The organism is Paenibacillus sp. NEAU-GSW1 (assembly GCF_009737085.1).
Lineage (GTDB): Bacteria > Bacillota > Bacilli > Paenibacillales > Paenibacillaceae > Pristimantibacillus.
Window position 1 is genome coordinate 60,685 of sequence record NZ_WOVL01000026.1, and the last position, 19,812, is coordinate 80,496.

General features: G+C 50.7%; 20 protein-coding genes, 1 tRNA gene and 2 rRNA genes. 5 read left to right on the top strand and 18 right to left on the bottom strand.

Going from position 1 to position 19,812, the window contains the following annotated elements; all coding sequences use genetic code 11:
- Positions 1-74 precede the first annotated feature (74 nt).
- From GOM71_RS18605 to GOM71_RS18625, 5 genes are all read left to right on the top strand, one after another.
- Entirely contained in the window at positions 75-953 is an 879-nt protein-coding gene (locus GOM71_RS18605; RefSeq protein WP_156283771.1) for a DUF8171 family membrane protein, read from the top strand.
- Positions 950-2,848 (top strand): ABC transporter ATP-binding protein, encoded by a 1,899-nt coding sequence (locus GOM71_RS18610; RefSeq protein WP_367649698.1) that lies wholly within the window; start codon positions 950-952, stop codon positions 2,846-2,848. Before GOM71_RS18605 ends, GOM71_RS18610 begins: the two co-directional genes overlap by 4 nt.
- Positions 2,817-3,644 (top strand): energy-coupling factor transporter transmembrane component T family protein, encoded by an 828-nt coding sequence (locus GOM71_RS18615; RefSeq protein ID WP_156283773.1) that lies wholly within the window; start codon positions 2,817-2,819, stop codon positions 3,642-3,644. The genes GOM71_RS18610 and GOM71_RS18615 overlap by 32 nt, the downstream gene beginning before the upstream one ends.
- Positions 3,645-3,677: 33 nt before the next feature.
- Positions 3,678-4,433, top strand: coding sequence for a PHP-associated domain-containing protein (locus GOM71_RS18620; protein ID WP_156283775.1), 756 nt, complete (start codon positions 3,678-3,680; stop codon positions 4,431-4,433).
- 437 nt (positions 4,434-4,870) lie between these two features.
- Positions 4,871-5,539: a DUF559 domain-containing protein gene (locus GOM71_RS18625; RefSeq protein WP_367649699.1), complete on the top strand. Its 669-nt coding sequence runs from the start codon at positions 4,871-4,873 to the stop codon at positions 5,537-5,539.
- A gap of 328 nt (positions 5,540-5,867) precedes the next feature.
- Here GOM71_RS18625 and GOM71_RS18630 read toward each other — a convergent pair whose 3' ends face one another.
- From GOM71_RS18630 to GOM71_RS18710, 18 genes are all read right to left on the bottom strand, one after another.
- Complete coding sequence (locus GOM71_RS18630) at positions 5,868-6,584, bottom strand: methyl-accepting chemotaxis protein (protein WP_156283777.1); 717 nt, start codon at positions 6,582-6,584, stop codon at positions 5,868-5,870.
- A gap of 80 nt (positions 6,585-6,664) precedes the next feature.
- The gene (locus GOM71_RS18635) at positions 6,665-7,207 is read right to left on the bottom strand and encodes an FtsW/RodA/SpoVE family cell cycle protein (RefSeq protein ID WP_156283779.1); all 543 of its coding nucleotides are present in this window, start codon (positions 7,205-7,207) and stop codon (positions 6,665-6,667) included.
- A complete protein-coding gene (locus GOM71_RS18640) occupies positions 7,128-8,054 on the bottom strand; it encodes a permease prefix domain 1-containing protein (protein WP_156283781.1) in 927 nt (308 codons plus the stop codon). The genes GOM71_RS18635 and GOM71_RS18640 overlap by 80 nt, the downstream gene beginning before the upstream one ends.
- Positions 8,051-8,383, bottom strand: coding sequence for a PadR family transcriptional regulator (locus tag GOM71_RS18645; protein ID WP_156283783.1), 333 nt, complete (start codon positions 8,381-8,383; stop codon positions 8,051-8,053). The genes GOM71_RS18640 and GOM71_RS18645 overlap by 4 nt, the downstream gene beginning before the upstream one ends.
- 135 nt (positions 8,384-8,518) lie before the next feature.
- Entirely contained in the window at positions 8,519-9,238 is a 720-nt protein-coding gene (locus tag GOM71_RS18650; protein ID WP_156283785.1) for a DsbA family oxidoreductase, read from the bottom strand.
- A gap of 186 nt (positions 9,239-9,424) precedes the next feature.
- Positions 9,425-10,474 (bottom strand): hypothetical protein, encoded by a 1,050-nt coding sequence (locus tag GOM71_RS18655; protein ID WP_156283787.1) that lies wholly within the window; start codon positions 10,472-10,474, stop codon positions 9,425-9,427.
- A 144-nt stretch (positions 10,475-10,618) separates the two neighbouring features.
- Complete coding sequence (locus GOM71_RS18660) at positions 10,619-10,768, bottom strand: small acid-soluble spore protein P (RefSeq protein WP_156283789.1); 150 nt, start codon at positions 10,766-10,768, stop codon at positions 10,619-10,621.
- A gap of 27 nt (positions 10,769-10,795) precedes the next feature.
- On the bottom strand, positions 10,796-10,972 hold the full coding sequence (locus GOM71_RS23975) for a hypothetical protein (RefSeq protein WP_173275803.1): 177 nt from the start codon (positions 10,970-10,972) through the stop codon (positions 10,796-10,798).
- Positions 10,973-10,993: 21 nt separating this feature from the next.
- Positions 10,994-11,341, bottom strand: coding sequence for a hypothetical protein (locus GOM71_RS18665; RefSeq protein ID WP_156283791.1), 348 nt, complete (start codon positions 11,339-11,341; stop codon positions 10,994-10,996).
- A gap of 228 nt (positions 11,342-11,569) precedes the next feature.
- A tRNA-Ser gene (locus GOM71_RS18670) sits at positions 11,570-11,658 on the bottom strand.
- A 112-nt stretch (positions 11,659-11,770) separates the two neighbouring features.
- On the bottom strand, positions 11,771-13,054 hold the full coding sequence (gene serS, locus GOM71_RS18675) for a serine--tRNA ligase (protein ID WP_156283793.1): 1,284 nt from the start codon (positions 13,052-13,054) through the stop codon (positions 11,771-11,773).
- A 58-nt stretch (positions 13,055-13,112) separates the two neighbouring features.
- Positions 13,113-13,694: a pyridoxal 5'-phosphate synthase glutaminase subunit PdxT gene (gene pdxT, locus GOM71_RS18680; RefSeq protein WP_156283795.1), complete on the bottom strand. Its 582-nt coding sequence runs from the start codon at positions 13,692-13,694 to the stop codon at positions 13,113-13,115.
- A 40-nt stretch (positions 13,695-13,734) separates the two neighbouring features.
- Complete coding sequence (gene pdxS, locus GOM71_RS18685) at positions 13,735-14,616, bottom strand: pyridoxal 5'-phosphate synthase lyase subunit PdxS (RefSeq protein ID WP_156283797.1); 882 nt, start codon at positions 14,614-14,616, stop codon at positions 13,735-13,737.
- Between the two features lie 122 nt (positions 14,617-14,738).
- The gene (locus GOM71_RS18690; RefSeq protein ID WP_156283799.1) at positions 14,739-16,034 is read right to left on the bottom strand and encodes a D-alanyl-D-alanine carboxypeptidase family protein; all 1,296 of its coding nucleotides are present in this window, start codon (positions 16,032-16,034) and stop codon (positions 14,739-14,741) included.
- Between the two features lie 203 nt (positions 16,035-16,237).
- Entirely contained in the window at positions 16,238-17,695 is a 1,458-nt protein-coding gene (gene guaB / locus GOM71_RS18695) for an IMP dehydrogenase (RefSeq protein WP_367649700.1), read from the bottom strand.
- A gap of 272 nt (positions 17,696-17,967) precedes the next feature.
- Positions 17,968-19,179, bottom strand: coding sequence for a GNAT family N-acetyltransferase (locus GOM71_RS18700; protein WP_156283803.1), 1,212 nt, complete (start codon positions 19,177-19,179; stop codon positions 17,968-17,970).
- A 338-nt stretch (positions 19,180-19,517) separates the two neighbouring features.
- A 5S ribosomal RNA gene (rrf, locus tag GOM71_RS18705) occupies positions 19,518-19,634 on the bottom strand.
- A gap of 54 nt (positions 19,635-19,688) precedes the next feature.
- Positions 19,689-19,812 (bottom strand): 23S ribosomal RNA (locus GOM71_RS18710); the annotation flags it as partial.

Here is a 19,812-nt window from a genome sequence, read left to right on the forward strand (position 1 = left end):
TTGTGGAAGAAGCACAGCTTTCGATGCTTTCGAAGCGAATAATGCTTCCCAAAACTTTTTAGGAGGAAAAAGGAATGGTCTCTGCGTTAAAACGCCGGTATGAGTTAACCCAATCTCAAAAGCTGATGGTGTTCATTCTGTCGATGTCGCTTTACGGCATCTCCAACATGTTTTCGGAGCTTATCCCCGAGCTGAAGCTTGGCCCCATCGAATTGAAAGTCGAGTATTTCGCATTTATTCCGCTTACGCTCTGCGTGCTGTTCCATCCGCTTTATGCCGCGATCGGCGCGTCTTTCGGCGAGGTCATCTTCGGCGAGCTGCTGCTCGGCCAATTCGGCGGGTTAGGCGAGCTGGAGAAATTCATCGAATTCTCGCTTGCGATGTACATAGGCGGTTTGCTTGTAAGCGATCCGCGCAACCGAAAGCAGCTGGCGCTCGCATCTTTTACCGCCGTGGGCATAGACCAGCTGTTAAGCGCCATCGTCGACATCGCCAAGGTTGGCTTTGGCATTGAAGAATTGGAGGCGGTGCCCGGCATTCCAGAGAGTATCGTGCTGATCGAAGGCTTAAGCTTCCTAAATGCAATGGTCATTACCGGCATCTTCTTCACCTTGCTGCCTACGCTGTATCTGGTGCCGCGCCTTTACGGCAAAATCGAGCCGCTGCTTGGCTTGAAGCCGCGCGACAGCCGCATCAAAGCATCCTTCAGCCAGTTGATGACGCCGCGCCTGCTGATCGTATCCATCCTCTTCGTATTTATCGGCATGGCTGGCGAGTTTTTATCCGAATCGGATATTAACTTTGCCGTGTGGGAGCCAGAGTTTCTCGAGCAATACGGCAGCGGCTTTATGTGGGTGAGCGTTGGCGCAGCTTTGCTGGTGCTGATCATAACGATTTTGGCAGCCGTTCGCAAGCGCACGATGGCTAAATCTGTGGAGGATGCGAAGCTTTGAGAACAGCTACTCCTGCCATAGCGGCTTCGGCTCATATGAATGTAAAACCTAATCAGTCAGCCGATGCGATCATACAGCTCACCGACGTTAGCTTCACCTATCCCGGAGCGGAGTCGCCTTCGCTCCACGGCGTTAACTTGACGATTCAAGCCGGCGAATTAATCGCCATCGCCGGTACGAACGGCAGCGGCAAATCGACGCTCTGCAAATGTTTAAACGGACTCATTCCAAACTATTATGTAGGCGATCTTACAGGCGCTATCACGGTTGCCGGATTAAAGGCCGCAGATGAAACGGTCGCCTCCTTATCGCGCAAGACGGCCTACGTGTTTCAGGATTTTGAAAATCAGCTCGTTCGTCCGACTGTCTACGACGAAGCTTGCTTTGCGCCGCTTAATTACGGCTATCCCGATTACCGCGAACGCGGTGCTCGCGCGCTGGGCATGCTCGGCATCGAGCATTTGAAGGAGCAGTGGATCTGGCAATTAAGCGGCGGGCAGAAGCATTTGACCGCACTGGCTGGCGCCCTGTCGCTGGACCCCGACATCATTATCGTCGACGAGCCGGTCGCCCAGCTTGACCCGTATCATGCACGGCTTATCTATGAAAAGCTCAAGCTGCTGAACGAGCAGCATGGCAAAACCATTATCGTCATTGAGCATCATACCGAGTTTATTGCCGATTACTGCAGCCGTGTCGTGCTGATGGATCGAGGAACGGTGCGCTGGATTAAACCGACTCAAGAGGCGCTTTCGTCGGTGGAGGAGCTCGAATCGCTCCACATTTTGCCGCCGCAGGTGACGCTCGCCGCTAGAGGCTGCATGACCGGCGTGCAGGGCGTGGGCATGGGGGCAGGCGGCAACAGCAGCGGCGGCTCGACGCTGCTGTTGCCCGTCACGATGGAGGACGCTCGCCGTCATTTCAACGGATTAGAGACGGCCGGGCTCGACGGCATCTGGACGGGATCGCAGGAAGTGATCCCGGAAGAGGAGAGCAGCGCAGATGCCGCTCCCGCTTCCAACGAAGCGACGATTACGTTCAGCAACGTTTCATACGGCTACAAAACGATTGCCCGCACGCTCCATCCGGTGCTGCGAAACATCGACGTGACGCTGCGCGAAGGCGACCGGATCGCGCTCGTCGGCAATAACGGCGCTGGCAAGTCGACGCTGCTAAAGCTCATTTCCGGCATACGTCAGCCTAACGAAGGCGACCTTCGCGTATGCGGCATGAGCACGAGCCGGACTTCGCCGGAGCAGCTGTCCGATTCGGTTTCTTACATTTATCAAAACCCGGAGGAAATGTTTATCGAGGACTCCGTCCGCAAGGACATCGAATATTTCCTGCGGGCGAGAAAGGTTCCCGACTTTGGTCCTTTCGTCGATGAGATCATCGAACGGCTGCGCTTAAAGGAGCTGGAGCACCGCGACGGCCGCTTGCTGAGCGGCGGCCAGCAGCGGCGGGCGACGCTCGCGATCGGATTGGCGATGCGTCCGACCGTTATGCTGCTCGATGAGCCGACTGCCAGTTTGGACGCATCCAGCCGCCGCGAGATGACTGCTATGCTGACGCAGCTGAAGGACCGCGTGCGTACCGTCATCATCGCAACTCACGATATGCAGCTTGTAGCGGAATGGGCTAACCGGGTCATTGTAATGCACAATGGCCAAATCGCGCTCGATACCGATGTGCGCAATTTATTTTCACGCGTTGCCTTGCTTGAGCAGACCGGTCTCGTTGCGCCGCAAATTACGCAGTTAAGCGTTCAGCTGGGCATGCAGCCGCCTTGCCTGTCCGTTGATGAATTTATTACCCGTGCACTGCGCCCGCTATGGCTCGCACGCAAGAAGGGAGCAGCTGCTCATGGAAGCGATGAAGCAAACCATTCTCGATAAGCTAAGCGTTGAGCAAATCAAGATCGAGCTGATGCGCACGGCCTTCGGCCGTCAGTCGACGCTGTTATCCAAGTTCGATCCGCGCATTTTGCTCATCTGGTACTCTTTTTTCGCTGTTGCGCCTTGGTTCATTCATAACAAAGCGGTTCTGCTCGGTCTGCTTGTGCCCATGATCGTATTGACGCTGTCTTCGAAGGTGAGCCCGCTTGTCCTGATTATTCTCGGCGTCGGCCTCGTCAGCGAAATCGGCTATATTCTCGCCGGCTCGCTGTTGTTCGGCGGCAGCCTGGACGCCGTATGGCCGATGATGACGCTGACGCTGAAGCTGCTCATCATTTCGCTGTCCAGCATTGCCGTCTTCAACAGTATGGACCCGGAAAAGCTGAGTGACGCGCTGCTGTCGCTTGGCATGCCCGGACAATTCAGCTTTGGCGTTTCTTACGGCTACCGGATGCTTCCGATTCTTATCGAGGAATACCACAATATTATTCATTCGTATCGGCTGCGCGGACGTTCTCCTGCCAATAAAGGGGTTCTGCGCTGGCGTTCACTCGTTTATATGGCGCGCATTTCCGTATATGCTTTTTACCCGCTTATTCTGAATACGGCCAAACGAACGCGCACAACCGTAGAAGCGCTAGAGGTTAAAGGCTTCACCTATGCGCTGGTCAGCCCGGAAGCCAAAAAGCTGAAGCTCGCCTATTTGCGGGTGCGCCCTGCCGACTTCCTGTTCCTTGCCGTATCCCTCTTGTATGTCGCCGCGCTGTTCACAGCCGCTTCTTATATTGCTTTGTAGATTAATTTATGACGATTGGAGATTACCACCCTAATGAAAATAGACCTTCACACTCATGGCAAGCTTTCGAAAAAAACCGAATTTTCCTTGGATTATTTCTTATCCATGGCCCGCGAGGCTAAAGCGAACGGGCTCGACGCGGTAGCGCTGACCGAGCACTTCAACACGCACCGCTTCTTTGATATGGTCAACCAGCTCAATCGCCATTTCGACTATGTTGGCGACCACTATATCGTAGAAGGGCTGAAAGTGTTCTCCGGTATGGAAATTGATGTGCTGGAGACCGGCCATATCCTAGCGATCGGCAACCGCCGCACCATCCGCGAGCTTCGTCTGCAATTAGAGCCTTACAGCCACAAGGAAGAGTTTATTCCTTTTGAGACGCTTCTCGATTGGACCGACAATGCGGGCCTGCTGCGGATCGGCGCTCATCCGATGCGAGAGAGCACGCCGCTTATTCACCACAGCCCGGTGCTGCTGCAGCGGCTGGACGGCTTTGACGTCAACGCGAAGGACTTGTACGCCCACGGCCCGGAAATGGCCAATCGGGTGCGGGCGTTCGCGAGCAGCCTCGGCCTGCCGGTCTTCGCAGGCAGCGACTCGCATCAACCGCTCCAATTCGGCAGCGTCCTGAACCAGCTTAAGCGCGATTGCGAGACGGCGGAGCAGCTCCGTGGCGAGCTGCTCTCCGGCGCCTACGAGATCCACATCTCCCCGTGCCTCGACGTCAAAGTAAAAGCCGCCCAAATGATGAAGGAGCTGCTCAAGCAAACGATGGCAATTGCTTAATTAGCGGCGGGTGTTGTAGGCGGCGGGTGTTGCCCGCCGCCTCTTCAGTTGAAACTGCAAGTATGCTTAGCTCGACTCTTCGCCCATTGCTCCCTCCCTGTACATTTAGCGAAACCTGCAAATGTGCAGGTTTTTTTAACAAGTTACTCTCCGTTTGAGCTCATTCCTGCAAAAGTACAGTTTTTTGGCGCTTATGTGCTGCTTCCACCCGACTAACTAGCTTTTTCCTGCACTTTTGCAGGTTTACTAGAGCAGCATCACCGTTTCATTTGGAAAAACTGCACTTTTGCAGGTTTACAGATTACTTTTAAATTAAACACTTTATTCACCCATAAAATTCTAGTATCATGAACCTCATGAGACGAAGAACGTCCCGCTGCATTCCTTTGCGAATGTGATGGGACGTTCTTTTTTTATTTCCAAGGAGGGTGAGTAGCGTGAATTTCGAGGAAGCACATGCTGCATTTATTCAGAAACATCTGCAAAAAAGAAGAGGAGAACGACGCGGCCGCCTTGAGCGGGGACATAACGAAGCTGAAACATTATTTTGCCGCAACGTGTGGTGGCCGCTTAAATGGCAATTCGACAACTTGCATCCGGAATATGAAGTGACCGACTGGCGAGGCAGATCATATTTTTGCGACTTCGCCTGGATTAACCCTGCTGTTAAGCTCGTCATCGAAATAAAAGGCTTTGGCCCCCACGTCAGGGACATGGACAGGAGAAAATATTGCAATGAACTCAACCGAGAGACGTTTCTTTCCGCGATGGGGTTTCATGTAGTGTCTTTCGCTTATGACGATGTCGCGCAACGTCCCGACCTATGCATCACACTGCTGCGTCTGGTGCTCAGCCGGTATCAGACCGAATCGAATCAAGTGGATTTGAGACAAGTTACAGAACGCGAAATCATCCGGCTCGCCTGCAAACTCGCCCGGCCATTGCGCCCGATCGATGTTGAAAGCTATCTAGGCATGAACCACCGCACGGCTGTCCGAACTCTGCAGACACTCTGCTCAAAAGGCTGCTTAACCGCAGAAACCGGCCCGCAAGGAAAACACGCCGTACGATATGAACTCCATGCAAATGCGCTTAAACTGCTGTAAACCGAAACTCACTATGACTTTGTTGCGATCTATTGCCGAGATGACGAATACAAACCAAGTTGAAACCTGCAATAATGCAGTTTTCATAGGCAATTTGCTTATCCATGGAGCTCATTCCTGCAAAAGTACAGTTTTTCGGCGCACAATTTCTACTTCTGGAGGAAAACGCACGAGAAGCCTGCACTTTTGCAGGCTTCTCGTAACTGTCTTACTAATGTAGCAAAAAAACTGCACTTTTGCAGGTTTCGTGCGGGGGAAGTTCAGATTTGGGTGTATCCTGACATCTAGACGCATCTAGGCGCATCTAGGCGCATCAGCCAGCCATCTCTCACACCTTAAACTTCCCGAACATCCCTTGCAGCTGCTCCGACAGCACCGAAAGGCTCTCCATCGCTGCCGTCATCTCCTGCACGCCCGCGCTCTGCTCTTCGGTATGGGCGTAGACCTCGCGGGAGCCGTCCGCCGTCTGCTGGACGATCCGGTCGATCGAACGAATCGATCGGACGGCCGCGTCAGACTGCTCGGCAAGCTGCTCCGCCCGCTCCGACACTTTGCCGATTTGACCCGCCACTTCTCCAACAGCCCTTCGGATGCTCGTGAACGACTGCCCTACTTGATCAGCTGCCGTCAAACCAGCCGCGACCTCCAAAGATCCTGCTTTTGCTGCATCAATCACAAGCTCCATTTCGCTGCGGACGCCTAAGACGATGGAGGATACCTCGCTCGCAGCTGTTCCGGTCTGAACGGACAGCTTGCGAACTTCTTCGGCCACGACGGCGAAGCCTTTGCCGGATTCGTCCGCCCGCGCCGCTTCAATGGAAGCGTTCAGCGCCAGCATCTGCGTTTGTTTGGAGATGCTCGAAATAAGTGATACTGCACTAACGATTAGCTTCGAACGCTCGGCAAGGCGGCTGATCGACATGCCCAAATCGTCCATTTGCAAACGGATCGCATCCATCTGCGCAACGGCCGACAGCATGATGCGCTCTCCCGACACCGTCTCTTCTTGTACATGCGACGCCCGGCTGTCGGCTTGCGCCGTCAATCCGCTATTTCCTCCGCCCCTCCGGACATTCGCTCTACCATAGCGACACCGGTATCGACGCCATTCGGCTTGGTGATCGTCTATTCGATTCGCGTCTTCATAGGGCTGGTGCTGTCGCCAAGGCTGCCGACCATATCCTTGCGGCGGTATATGCTCAACATAATGCCCATCATGAGCAGCTCGATCGTTGTGTAGCTGCTGCCGTAACTAATGAACGGCAGCGTAACAGCGATGATCGGCAGCAAGCCGAAAGACATGCCGATGACCCATACAAATTGCAAGCATAAAATGGAGAACAATCCGATGACCAGCGCCTTGGCATAACGGTCGCGAAGCCCTCTGATCATCCCTCCAACATGAATGGCGAGTGCTATCGCGGCCGCAACGATCAGTCCTCCCATAACCCAGCCCATGCTGTAAGTTAAATAAGTAAAAATCATTTCGCTATGAATAAACGGCAGTTTCTCATTAGGCATTCCAAAGCCCCTTCCCCATATGCCACCTTCGTGGATTGCTTTGATCGAATTCCGCATTTGATAGCTGTTATCCGCATTCAAAGCCGGACGAAAAAAAGCGTCTAGACGCGTCCATATTTGCTCCATGCCTGTAGTAAAACGACTCATTGTATCGAAGGATGACCGCCAATGCGGACATAGATGCAATCCCGCCGAACAACACGGTCCATCTTTTGGCGAAAATGAGCATGACGGCTGCCACAATGAAATAAATCGCCAAATACGAGAATTGGTTTGCTTTTATAAACAGAAACCCTGGCAGCATAAGATATGCCGCCAAATCCTTAAACCACGAGACCACTCGCTTCAAGCCTTCCAAATGGCGCTTGCTTTCGGACTGTGTCAGTAAGCCAGCAAGAGCAATAACTAACATTAATAGGGCAATCCAATTAACGTTTATCAAATAGGAACCGATAGAAATCCAACCGTATCTTCCGTTAACTTGCAATGAGATGAAAGTGGAATTAGTTGCAATCATCGACGCTAAAGCTGCCACGTATATATACCAGGAATAGCGCTGCAGCCGACGGTAATCGAACAGGAAATATACTACGGCCACAGCTGCAAGTCCTATACCTATAGCCGTCGCTTTATGCTCCACATAATGCAATTGCATCTGATCGCCTGTCGCCAACTGAACGGCATACATAGCCATCAATGCAATCGTGATGAATACGGCTACCAACGCGATTAAGCCCCAGTTCGTTTTTGGCCGATGAGCCTGATGAAGCTGCTTGCCGACGGCATGCGGATCGCCCATTTGCTCCACGGCATAACGAACCGCATCGTCCTCGCTCCATCCTTCCTCCAGCTTATCCAGCGCCAGCTCCTCCAGATGATTGAGCATCTCCTGCCGGATGTCAGCATGAACCGCCCTCGCGCGGACATGTCCGCATACCTCGTTTAAATAGCGCTGAACCGCCTCATGGTCAACGACTGCTAGTTTACGATTCATACGCCTCCCTCCCCAAGCACGCGATCTACCGTGCTTCGGAACAACGACCACTCCCGCTTCTTCTCTTCCAGCTGCTTTCTCCCGTGGTCGGTTATCCGATAGTACTTCCGTTTCCGTCCGCCTTCTTCATTCCAATATGCCTCGACCATCAACTCCACCTCAAGCGTATGAAGAATTGGATATAGCGTACCTTCTTTAAACGTAAATACGCCGTCCGAGCTCTGCTCAATTTCCTTAACCATCTCATAGCCGTACATTTCCTTGCGGTTCAGCAGCGTCAATATGAGAATTACGGTGCTTCCTTTCATCAATTCCTTGTTTATTGCCATGCCAGCCTCCTGTAATTTATACATCGAATAACTATGTATCGAATATCTAGGTATTAGTATAGATTGATTTCCCAGAAATCACAATAGCGCGCATAAAAAGATCCATGGGCAGCTGCCCATGGATCTAATTGCTCATTATTGCTTCGGCGCGCATACGCCGTCGGCGCATGCAGCGTCATCGCCGTCTTCGCTGCCGTTGCCGCCGAACACTTTCAGCGGTTGGCTTTCCTGATACGCCTGGCTGATGGCCTGCAAGAATACCTCGCTTGGCTGTGCTCCCGATACGGCATACTTGCGGTCGATAACGAAGAACGGTACGCCGCGAACGCCAATCTGGCTTGCTTCTTGCTCATCGGCACGAACCTCTTGGGAGAAATCCTCGCTTTGCAGCGCTTTAAGCGCCTCAGCGCGATCCAATCCAACCTCTGCCGCCAAATCGGCAAGCGTCTCCTGATCGCCCAGATGCTTCGAATCGGTAAAATATGCTTTCAACAAACGTTCCGCCATCGCTTCGCGTTTGCCGTATTTCGCCGCAAGATGCGTCAGACGATGCGCATCAAACGTGTTCGTCAGCTTAATCTCATCCATATGGTAGTCGAGGCCCAGCGTGCGGGCTTGCTCCGTCAATTGACGGTTATTCGCCTGTGCTTGCTCGCGCGTCATGCCGTATTTATTAGCGAGCATGTCGTTCACATCATAATCCACATCGCGTTTAGCGTTCGGATCCAGCTCAAAGCTGCGGAACTCCACTTCAATATCATCGCGATGAGCGAATTGCTCAAGCGCGCCTTCCAGCCGGCGTTTGCCTATATAGCAGAAGGGACATGCAAAATCGGACCATACTTCGATTTTCATGCTGCACCATCCTTTACATCAATATTATTTTATTTATCAATAGTAACATACTTTACTTTTTAAAGCTAGTCTGATGCTTAGAGTCTACTTTCAGCGATAGATGAATAAAAAGCCTGCGCTTAGCAGGCTTTTCATCTCTAACCTTTATTTCAGATTTGCTTATTGGACTCTCGTACGCTCTATGCTCTACGAGCCGGCAGGCGCCTTAAGCAGCTTCGTCAAATCCTCCAGCTTAACCGCATCCGTTGGCAGTTCGTTTGTGAAGGACTGTGTCTCGCCTACGCCCGTATATTTAATATCAATAATAGCATTTAGCTTGAGCGCGTTTCCGGTTTCTTTATCCGTATAAACAACATTGATCGTTTGGGATTGATAGGACAAATAATCGCCTTTAATCGCCCCGGTAACCGACCATTCCTCCAGCTGCACCTGCTCCGTCAGCTTGTTCTGAATATCTGCTTTATTTGTCTCCAAATCCGTTTTACGCTGATCGAGCTGTTCCTTATTCAATTTCAACGTTTGCAGAAAGGCTTCGTTAGAAGCAAGCAGCGTATACAGCTCCGGCAGCAGCTTCGTTACAATCATATCAACAGACTTGCTGTAATTGCCTTCATCCACTTTAAAGCGAACAACCTGATCCGCTTCAACCCCCTCTGGCAGCGCAGCTTCCTCCGTTTCCACCTTGCTGAAATACATTTTCCCGTCAAAATGCTTAAGCGAAAGCGCGTTAATGTCTTGCATCAGCTTCATTTGCGAATTCAAATCGAGCGAAGAGGACGATTGCTGCTGTGCGGCTTGCGCCTCCATGTCGATCTCAATATATTTTCCCAATACCGTCTTCGGAAGATTTAATAGAGGGATACCAGGCACCTGCACGTACAGCTTCTTCCCGCTCATAATAATCGGGATTGTAATCGTCATGCCTTGCTTTTGTACATTTAGTTCCATATCAGCGCGCAAGGGTTCTTTCTGATAGACCGTATTGACCGTCACCGTCGATCCCTTTAGCAAAGCGGCAACACCTGCGGCAATGACCGGATTTCCTTGCGCCGCTTCAGCAGGGATCTCCAATTCGTTGATCTTTATCGTCATCGATTGCGAATATGACGCCGCTTCCCCCGTTTTCTGTATCGCATCCTGAAGCGATTGCTTCGGCGAGGCAGCCGAGCTGCAGCCCGCTACAATAAGCAGAACGACTGCAAACCAAATTACCGCTGTCCGTTGCCATCTTGTCATGTTCTAATTTTCCTCCCCCTATTGGTACAATACCTCCATTCTATAACAATTGATTTTGATTTAGAAGTGAGAAAACCTGTATGAGGGAGGTTACAAAATAATCCCGCTTCAGCAAGCTGAAACGGGATTAACGAACGATTGCGGTTAGCCTTGCGGATTATGATGAGAAACGTGATTATGCTGCTTCGCTTTTTTGGAGCCCGACAACGGTTTTTGCGCTAAACCCCGCTTGGGTGCGCCATCGCCGCCGTTGCCGTCGGCATCTGGTACGGGAAAGGTTTTTGATTTGCCCATTGCGCGATACCTCCTGCTATTGGAATATTAAATGCGCTGATGCTCGGCGTCATTCGTCCGGTCATGATTGATGGCATCCTGATTCCGGCGATCATTGACATCTTGATTCCATTGCTGAGCTTGATGGCTATTGACCGGCGTTTGCGCGAGGTCATCCGTCACATTCGATAAATTTTTATCTAAGGAGCCTTTAGCTTTAGACATTTTCCGCTCGCCTCCTATTCGTTAAGCATGCGTTAATTGGTGAAGCGCCTGCGCGCATTCATGCAAGTGCCGCGTGTAGTCCTGGATCAATTGCTGAATGACTTCAGTTCGCTCATCCACAGACACTTGATCTTTTTCCACATCGATCAATTGCACTTTTACTTCACGGCTATCCACATATTGCACTTTAAAATCAAGGGAATAAGCTTGTCGGCCGGCATTTTGAATCGTGATCCGAAGCGCATGAGGATCGGATTCATCAGCAAGCACCTCGCACTTATCCGATTCTTCAATCCATTCCGGCAATGTGCGCTGCCAAGCATTCGTAAGCTGCTGTTGATCGATGCGAAGCTCGTCTTTTTTCGTCATTGTTTAGCACCTCCACAACATTAAGATGCGAAAATGACCATCGAATTATGCGGAGCATCCGCAATCGTTGTCCACATAGTTGTCCACAAGTTATTCAGTTTATCCACATTTCCAAGGATATTATCCCCAATTGATCTTTTATTAACCGAAAAAGCAGAACTTCGTTTCGCATTATAAACAAAAAACGCCTGAGCTGAATGCTCAGACGCTTGAGTTGATTTAATTAACTGGCGGAGAGGAAGGGATTCGAACCCTTGTGGGCTTGCACCCTAACGGTTTTCAAGACCGCCCCGTTATGACCGCTTCGGTACCTCTCCACATGAAACGTAACAGATCATATTGTACCACAAGCTAAAAACGAGAAGCAACTGCTAATTAAAAACAAAGTAACAGAAATTGCCCCGCGAGGCAGCAATTTCTGTTTGTTCATTAACCGCGAGGGCTAATTGTTGTTAAGCCGCCCATATAAGGACGCAGCACTTCAGGCACAACGATCGTGCCGTCTGCTTGCTGATAGTTCTCCAGAATAGCTGCAAACGTACGTCCGACCGCAAGGCCCGAACCGTTCAGCGTATGCACGAATTCTGGCTTGCTCTTCGCTTCACGGCGGAAACGGATGCCTGCGCGGCGAGCTTGGAAATCTTCCACGTTCGAACACGACGAAATCTCGCGGTATGTGCCTGCGCTTGGCAGCCATACTTCAAGATCGTACGTTTTCGCCGCGCTAAAGCCCATATCGCCTGTGCAAAGCGCCAGGACGCGATATGGAAGACCGAGCAGCTGCAGCACTTTTTCCGCATTTGCAGTCATTTTCTCCAGCTCGTCATACGATTCTTCCGGCTTCGTCAGCTTGATCAGCTCAACTTTGTTGAATTGATGCTGGCGAATGAGTCCGCGCGTATCGCGGCCAGCAGCACCAGCCTCCGCACGGAAGCACGAGCTGTACGCGACAAAATATTTCGGCAGCTCTTCTGCCGACAGGATCTCCTCACGGTGAAGGTTTGTCACCGGAACTTCTGCTGTCGGAATCAGGAAGTAATCCGACTCCGCAATTTTAAACAAATCCTCCTCGAACTTCGGAAGCTGACCCGTACCGACCAAGCTGTCGCGATTAACGATGTAAGGAGGCAGCACTTCTTCATAACCGTGCTGATCGCTGTGCAAATCCATCATAAAGCTGATCAGCGCACGCTCCAGACGCGCGCCAAGGCCGCGATAGAACGTAAAGCGCGATCCGGTCACTTTGCCTGCGCGCTCGAAATCGAGAATGCCGAGATCCTGCGCCAAATCCCAATGGGCTTTCGGCTCGAATTCGAATGCCGTTTGTTCGCCATGACGGCGAATTTCCACATTGTCCTCTTCCGAAGCGCCTACCGGCACGCTTTCATGCGGCAAATTCGGAATCGCCAGCATCAGACCATCGATCTGTGCTTCAATTACACGAATTTCATCATCAAGCTCTTTAATCCGGTCGCCAACTTCACGCATTTCGAGGATGAGCGCATCCGCGTTGCCGCCGGCTTTTTTAATTTTTGGAACCTCTTGCGATACAACATTACGGCGGTTTTTCAAATTGTCGGTCTCCACGAGCAAGTCGCGGCGTTTGACGTCCAATTCGGTAAAACCAGCAATCAGGTCGAGCGAAGCGCCGCGGTTATTGAGCGCTTTCTCCACCTGTTCATAATCGTTGCGCAACCATTTGACATCCAACATGAACAGAACCCCTCTCTTGACATCAGGACTTTGAACGGCGTTCAAAGTCACTCCTCTTTTAGCGGCCCGCCGCCGCTTCCTTCACCATGTCGACAAAATAAGAATGCAGGCGATAATCGTCCGTTAATTCCGGATGATAGGAAGACGCAAGCAGATGCCCTTGTCTTGCCGTCACGATTTCGCCCTTGTATGTAGACAATACGTCTACATCATTGCCGACTTCTTTAATAAGAGGAGCGCGGATAAATACCGCCCTTACCGGTTCGTCAATGCCTTTAATGTCCAGATCGGTCTCAAAGCTTTCACGCTGACGGCCAAAAGCGTTGCGTGCGACGATCATATTCATGAGCCGCAAATGCGCATCCTCTTGACCTTCTATCCGGTCCGCCAATACAATCAGTCCCGCGCAAGTGCCAAAGATCGGCTTGCCTTGCTTCGAGAACTGTTGAATCTCATCGATAAAATCATATTTGCGCATGAGCTTGCCAATCGTCGTGCTTTCGCCGCCCGGAATGACAAGTCCGTCCAATTCGCTAAGCTGCTGAGTTTGTTTAACGGCGACCGCTTCCGCGCCCGCCGCCTCCAAACTTCGCATATGCTCCGCTACCGCGCCTTGCAGCGCCAGTACACCTATTTTCATATGCTTACACGCCTTTCCTGACTTCCTAACCGCCTGGTTCTTACAGGCCGCGGTCTTGCATGCGTTGCGAAGCTTCAAGCTTCGAAATTTCAATGCCTTTCATCGGCGTACCCAGGTTTTTGGATACTTCCGCGATCAGCTTGTAGTCTTTGTAATGCGTAGTCGCTTCAACGATTGCGCGAGCGAATTTCTCCGGATTGTCCGATTTGAAAATACCGGAACCAACGAATACGCCGTCAGCGCCCAGCTCCATCATCAATGCAGCGTCGGATGGCGTAGCTACGCCGCCTGCAGCAAAGTTAACGACCGGCAGCTTGCCGCTCTCATGGACTTGAAGCAACAGATCATATGGAACGCCCAACACTTTAGCTTCATTGTAAAGCTCGTCTTTGGACAGGTTTTGTACTTTACGGATTTGGCCGTTGATCAGGCGAAGGTGACGTACCGCCTCAACGATGTTGCCTGTTCCTGGCTCGCCTTTCGTACGAAGCATTGCCGCGCCTTCTTGAATACGACGAAGCGCCTCGCCAAGGTCTTTGGCGCCGCAAACGAAAGGCACTGTAAATTCGTTTTTGCTAATGTGGAAAACTTCATCGGCAGGAGTCAATACTTCGCTCTCGTCGATATAGTCAACGCCCATTGCTTCCAGAACACGCGCTTCAACGATATGGCCGATACGAGCTTTAGCCATTACCGGAATGGATACCACTTTCATTACTTCTTCCGTAACTGTAGGATCAGCCATACGGGCTACGCCGCCGGCAGCACGAATGTCGGAAGGTACGCGTTCCAGCGCCATAACTGCCGTTGCGCCTGCTGCTTCTGCGATTTTAGCTTGCTCGGCGTTCATAACGTCCATGATTACGCCGCCTTTTTGCATTTCTGCCATGCCGCGCTTAACGCGCGATGTTCCTGTTTCCATGCTTGTAAATCCTCCTAAAAGTTTTGAATTATAAGTATCGCCACTTATTCTAACCATTTATTTTACAGGAAGGCACCTTAATCGACAACCCTAGATTTGCCTTCCCGTAATTCAAGCTTGCTTTAGAACAAATCAATGATTCCGTTGAATAAGTTAGAGAAGAAACTGCCAATGCTGCGGAACATCAATTTGAACCAGCCCGCTTTTTTCACTTCTTCAGATGCAATCAGATTAATCGTTTTCTCCAGCGCCTTGCCTTGGTCATCGGTATATTTATACGTTACCGTACCAACCTTTTGCCCAGCCTTGATTGGAGCAACAAGCTCGTTCTCGGTCATCACCGTGCTGCCGGCAAGCTCGATTTTCGGTTCGACGCCTTTCTTAACCGTAAACGTAATATCGGATTCCGTAACGACAGGAACCGACCTTTTCACGCCTTTTTTAATTTTCACTGTTTTGACCGATTCTACCACAGATTTAGCGGCAACAACCGATTTCTTCTCAAACGTGTTAAAAGCGTAATTGTAAAGCTTCGCCGTTTCGTTGAAACGGGCCTCCTTCGACTTCGTGTTCATAACGACGCTAATGTAACGCGTGTCGCCGCGTTTTACCGTACCTGTAAACGTATATCCGGCAGCGGAAATATAACCCGTCTTCATGCCGTCAACGCCGTCGTAAGCATAAGCTTTCACGAATTCATTGTTCTTGTAATCGCCTAGCATCCAGTTCCAGTTCGTCATCGCTTTATCGTCACGCGGGCGGAACTTGTATTCTACAATATTGGAATATTCAAGAAATTCCGGATGTTTTGCCAAAATCGTTTGCGCAAGCTTTGACATATCCCGGGCAGAAATAACGGTCGTATCCAGCAACCCCGTAGCGCTTGTAAAATGAGCTGTCGTCAAACCGAGCTCTTTTGCCGTTTCATTCATTTTGTCCACAAATCCGGCTTCGCTTCCGCCAATGTGAGAAGCTAGCGCAACCGTTGCGTCATTCGCCGAACCTACTGCCATTGCGATATATAAGTCCTTCACTGAGTGCTGGTCGCCCTGCGCCAAATAAATTTGCGAGCCGTCTTGCGGCGTTGATGCAGCTTCCTCGCTTACAGTGACGATTTGATCCCAAGATAACGATTTCTTCGTAATTTCCTCAAGCACGATAAACTCCGTCATCAGCTTGGTCATACTTGCTGGAGGCCGAGGCGCGTCCGCATTTACTTCATAGATGACTTGACCGGAGTCCGCGTCTATAAGAATGGCTGCACTAACTTCCAAACCAAGCGAATTGTCTACCCATTCTCCGCCTGGCGTTCCTGCTGCGCTTACAGCTCCTCCTACCGAGAATACTGCCAGCCAGACCGCCATCAACGCGATTGCTACCGACCTTAATTTGGGCGGACTAATCTTTGCCTTCAACATTTCTCTCCCCATTTCTCCTCAAAGTTTATCGTTGTTAATTGTATCACATGGAGCAGGCTCAGAGCGAATATTGAGAGAGGAAATGAGAGGATATTAAGTTCGGAGTTTACAAATCCCATTGTGGTAAAAAAAAACAGATGGCGGCGATAAGGCGGTTAAGCCAAATCGTCCTCCATCTGCCGTTATGCCCGGTTGTCGGGTAATTACAGCGAGTAGTTAGGCGCTTCTTTCGTAATTTGCACATCATGCGGATGGCTTTCGCGAAGACCCGATCCCGTGATGCGAATAAATTGCGTATCGTTGCGCAGCTCATCCAAGTTGGAAGTTCCGCAATAGCCCATACCGGAACGCAAGCCGCCAAGCAGCTGATGTACCGTATCTGCCATAGGGCCTTTGAATGGAACGCGTCCTTCAATGCCTTCTGGAACGAGCTTGCTTTCGTTTTCTTGGAAGTAGCGGTCTTTGCTGCCTTCCTTCATAGCGCCGAGCGAGCCCATGCCACGGTATACTTTAAAGCTGCGGCCTTGGAAAATTTCTGTCTCGCCAGGGCTTTCCGCTGTACCAGCGAACAAGCTGCCGATCATAATTGCGCTTGCGCCAGCCGCGATTGCCTTCGTAATGTCTCCGGAATATTTGATGCCGCCGTCTGCGATGACCGGCACATTATATTCCCGGGCAACCGTTGCGCAATCATAGATTGCCGTAATTTGCGGCACGCCGATGCCGGCAATGACACGAGTCGTACAAATCGAACCAGGGCCGATACCGACTTTAACAACCGACGCGCCTGCTTCGATCAGATCGCGAGTTGCTTCGCCTGTTGCTACGTTGCCGGCAATGATCGTCAATTCCGGGAACTTCGCGCGAAGCTTGCGAACTGCTTCAATAATGTTGATATGATGGCCGTGAGCCGAATCGACAACCAGAACGTCAATGCCTGCTTGTACAAGCGCTTCAGCGCGATCCGTCGTGTCTTTGCCGATACCTACTGCTGCTCCGCATAGCAAGCGGCCCTGTTTGTCTTTCGCAGCATTAGGGAATTGGATCGCTTTTTCGATATCTTTAATCGTAATGAGACCTTTAAGCGTGTTCGTCTCATCGACGAGAGGCAATTTTTCGATCTTATGCTTCTGAAGCAAAACTTCCGCTTCTTGAAGCGTTGTGCCTACTGGAGCTGTTACCAGATCCGTGCGAGTCATTACTTCATTAATTTTAATGGAGTAATCGTGCACGAAGCGCAGGTCGCGGTTAGTCAGAATGCCGACCAATTTGCCTTCTCCGTCCACAATTGGAACGCCGGAAATCCGGTATTTGCCCATAAGCTCTTCTGCATCATATACATGATGGTCAGGCGTAAGCGAGAACGGATTCGTAATAACGCCGCTTTCCGAACGTTTTACGCGATCCACTTCCTCTGCTTGCTGCGCAACGGACATATTTTTATGAATGATACCGATACCGCCCTCACGAGCTATTGCAATCGCCAAAGCCGATTCCGTAACAGTGTCCATCCCAGCGCTGATCAGCGGAATGTTCAGTTTAATGCTTGCGCCAAGTTTAGTTGAAATGTCTGATTCACGCGGCAGCACTTCCGACTTCCGTGGAATGAGCAGTACATCATCGAATGTCAGGCCTTCTTTGGCGAATTTCGTTTCCCACACGAGTATGTTCCTCCTTTTGTTTGCCGTACCCAGAAAGGTTCGTTAGCGAAGCTGAAAACAACCTTTCCGCCATACGGTTGTAAAAACTACCGCAATCCTGCGGTCGTTCTTTAGTGCAAAGCATCGCAGAGGCTTTCTCTCTTGTCTCCACGTATATTATTGCAATATTAGCAGAGGGGTTATGGGCTGTCAAGGCTGTACAATCGCCGCTTCAAGCGCAGGCAAGGAGCGTTCGCGAGACGGCTTTGAGATCGTTTTGGAATTGACGCAAATTAGAAAAAATCCAATAAAAACGGTGTTTTTACCGGAATTGCCGTTTCAAATAAACGAACCGACAGTTCATCTCCGCTTATACGCCCCTGCTTCAACAATTCCAAAGGACGTACATAGCCAAGCAGCATGGCCGTAAGGCTTCCGATGTCCGTTTGGATACGCAGTTGTCCTTCATTGTTTCGCAGCTCTTCCGAATCGCATCGATTAACACGGGCAGAGCCGTCCGCAAGCAGATCCAGCGAATAACTTCCCGCATTCCATGGCGCATGCGCATCTTCCAATTCAATAACGATCGAACGTTCTTTGTTCGCATCCTCCAGAGCTGTAAAGCTATATTGCGCTAGAAAAGCTGCGGCATCGACGATACGGGCCATAAAATAGGGCTCGATCTCCTGCTTGATCCTCGGATTCGGCAGCGTAAAAGCTAGCGTATCGTCAACGGGCACTACCGCTTCCGCTCGATCGATCATCGAATCATGCTGTCCGAGAAATGACCAGAGCGCCCGGCGCGCTTCCTCCGTTAAAGGTACAATTTCATGAACACTTAGCGTTTTATTCATCACATCATAAATTGTATATCCTTGCGGCGTCCCCTGCGCATCGAAATATACAGCAGCCTGTCCAGGTTTGCGTGCTTTAATGCGATGCTTCCACCAAAACTCCGTACGCTCTAACATGCCGTTATACTGACGCGCGTATGCATCATAAATTTCGTTCAGCAAAGCGGAATTATCATTATGCCTTTCTACTTTGCCAGGATAGCTTTCTCTTCTCGGCAACAAAGCCGCTTCCATTTTATATTTCTTATTATCCGTATATAACTCCCATCCGAATTTCCGATAGAAGCCAACCGCAAAAGGATGCAGGAACGAAATCGACTGGCCCTGTTCTTTCATATGTAATAACGCAGTCCGCAGAAGCTCCGATACGAAACCTTGCCTGCGATATTCCGGCCAAGTAGCCACGCCGGCAACCCCGCCCATGGCATATCTTTGCCCTCCTACATAACTATGCAACGTCAACACCGCAAGCTGGGCCGCTAATTCGCCATCAACGAATACGCCCCAACGTACGGAAGGCTCTTGCTCCCAACGTTCCCGAATCTCACCCAGCTCTTGCTTCGTCTTTTTGAATTGAAATGCGAATTGAGAAAGCTCCAAGCTCGCTTCAATATCTTTCGTTTCAAGCATCCGAATCTCGACGTGACCCACACCAATCAGCCTCCTGAGAATTGAAAATGTTGTAAACTGATTATGGCATACCTCATTCCCTCGCTCAACTATTAGTAGCGAGAGTGCTATGATACATCCACGAATCGGCTAGTGGACATTAAAATTGCCGTATGCTGATAGAAATTACTCTCCTCGCTAACGGACATGAGTGAGAGACGCTATTGTGCCAGTTTCAGCTCATTCGAGTCAGTTTTCAAGTAAATAAGGGCTGTGGTGTCCATTAGCGCGTGGAGTTCATACAAGGCTCATTACCGTTAGCGCGCTCAACTCTATGAACAACAAAAAACCTGCCGCATCACATGCGGCAGGCTTCTCGTGCTTGGCGACGTCCTACTCTCCCAGGACCCTGCGGTCCAAGTACCATCGGCGCTGGAGGGCTTAACGGTCGTGTTCGGTATGGGAACGCGTGGTTCCCCTCCGCCATCGCCACCAAACGGTCAAGGTTGTACCTTGAAAACTGGATGCGAAATGTTTGAACTCTTTAGCATTAGGATAAGCCCTCGACCGATTAGTACTGGTCAGCTCCACACATTGCTGTGCTTCCACCCCCAGCCTATCAACCTCGTCGTCTTCAAGGGGTCTTACGAATTGGGAAATCTCATCTTGAGGGGG

Excerpts from the sequence above, each read along its gene's own strand:
- GOM71_RS18620 (WP_156283775.1), top strand. The coding sequence starts at position 3,678 with ATGAAAATAGACCTTCACACTCATGGCAAGCTTTCGAAAAAAACCGAA.
- GOM71_RS18635 (WP_156283779.1), bottom strand. The coding sequence starts at position 7,207 with ATGAGTCGTTTTACTACAGGCATGGAGCAAATATGGACGCGTCTAGAC.
- GOM71_RS18645 (WP_156283783.1), bottom strand. The coding sequence starts at position 8,383 with ATGGCAATAAACAAGGAATTGATGAAAGGAAGCACCGTAATTCTCATA.
- serS (WP_156283793.1), bottom strand. The coding sequence starts at position 13,054 with ATGTTGGATGTCAAATGGTTGCGCAACGATTATGAACAGGTGGAGAAA.
- GOM71_RS23975 (WP_173275803.1), bottom strand. The coding sequence starts at position 10,972 with ATGTCTAAAGCTAAAGGCTCCTTAGATAAAAATTTATCGAATGTGACG.
- GOM71_RS18615 (WP_156283773.1), top strand. The coding sequence starts at position 2,817 with ATGGAAGCGATGAAGCAAACCATTCTCGATAAGCTAAGCGTTGAGCAA.
- GOM71_RS18690 (WP_156283799.1), bottom strand. The coding sequence starts at position 16,034 with ATGTTGAAGGCAAAGATTAGTCCGCCCAAATTAAGGTCGGTAGCAATC.
- pdxT (WP_156283795.1), bottom strand. The coding sequence starts at position 13,694 with ATGAAAATAGGTGTACTGGCGCTGCAAGGCGCGGTAGCGGAGCATATG.
- GOM71_RS18665 (WP_156283791.1), bottom strand. The coding sequence starts at position 11,341 with ATGACGAAAAAAGACGAGCTTCGCATCGATCAACAGCAGCTTACGAAT.
- GOM71_RS18605 (WP_156283771.1), top strand. The coding sequence starts at position 75 with ATGGTCTCTGCGTTAAAACGCCGGTATGAGTTAACCCAATCTCAAAAG.
- pdxS (WP_156283797.1), bottom strand. The coding sequence starts at position 14,616 with ATGGAAACAGGAACATCGCGCGTTAAGCGCGGCATGGCAGAAATGCAA.
- GOM71_RS18640 (WP_156283781.1), bottom strand. The coding sequence starts at position 8,054 with ATGAATCGTAAACTAGCAGTCGTTGACCATGAGGCGGTTCAGCGCTAT.
- GOM71_RS18660 (WP_156283789.1), bottom strand. The coding sequence starts at position 10,768 with ATGGGCAAATCAAAAACCTTTCCCGTACCAGATGCCGACGGCAACGGC.
- GOM71_RS18650 (WP_156283785.1), bottom strand. The coding sequence starts at position 9,238 with ATGAAAATCGAAGTATGGTCCGATTTTGCATGTCCCTTCTGCTATATA.
- GOM71_RS18655 (WP_156283787.1), bottom strand. The coding sequence starts at position 10,474 with ATGACAAGATGGCAACGGACAGCGGTAATTTGGTTTGCAGTCGTTCTG.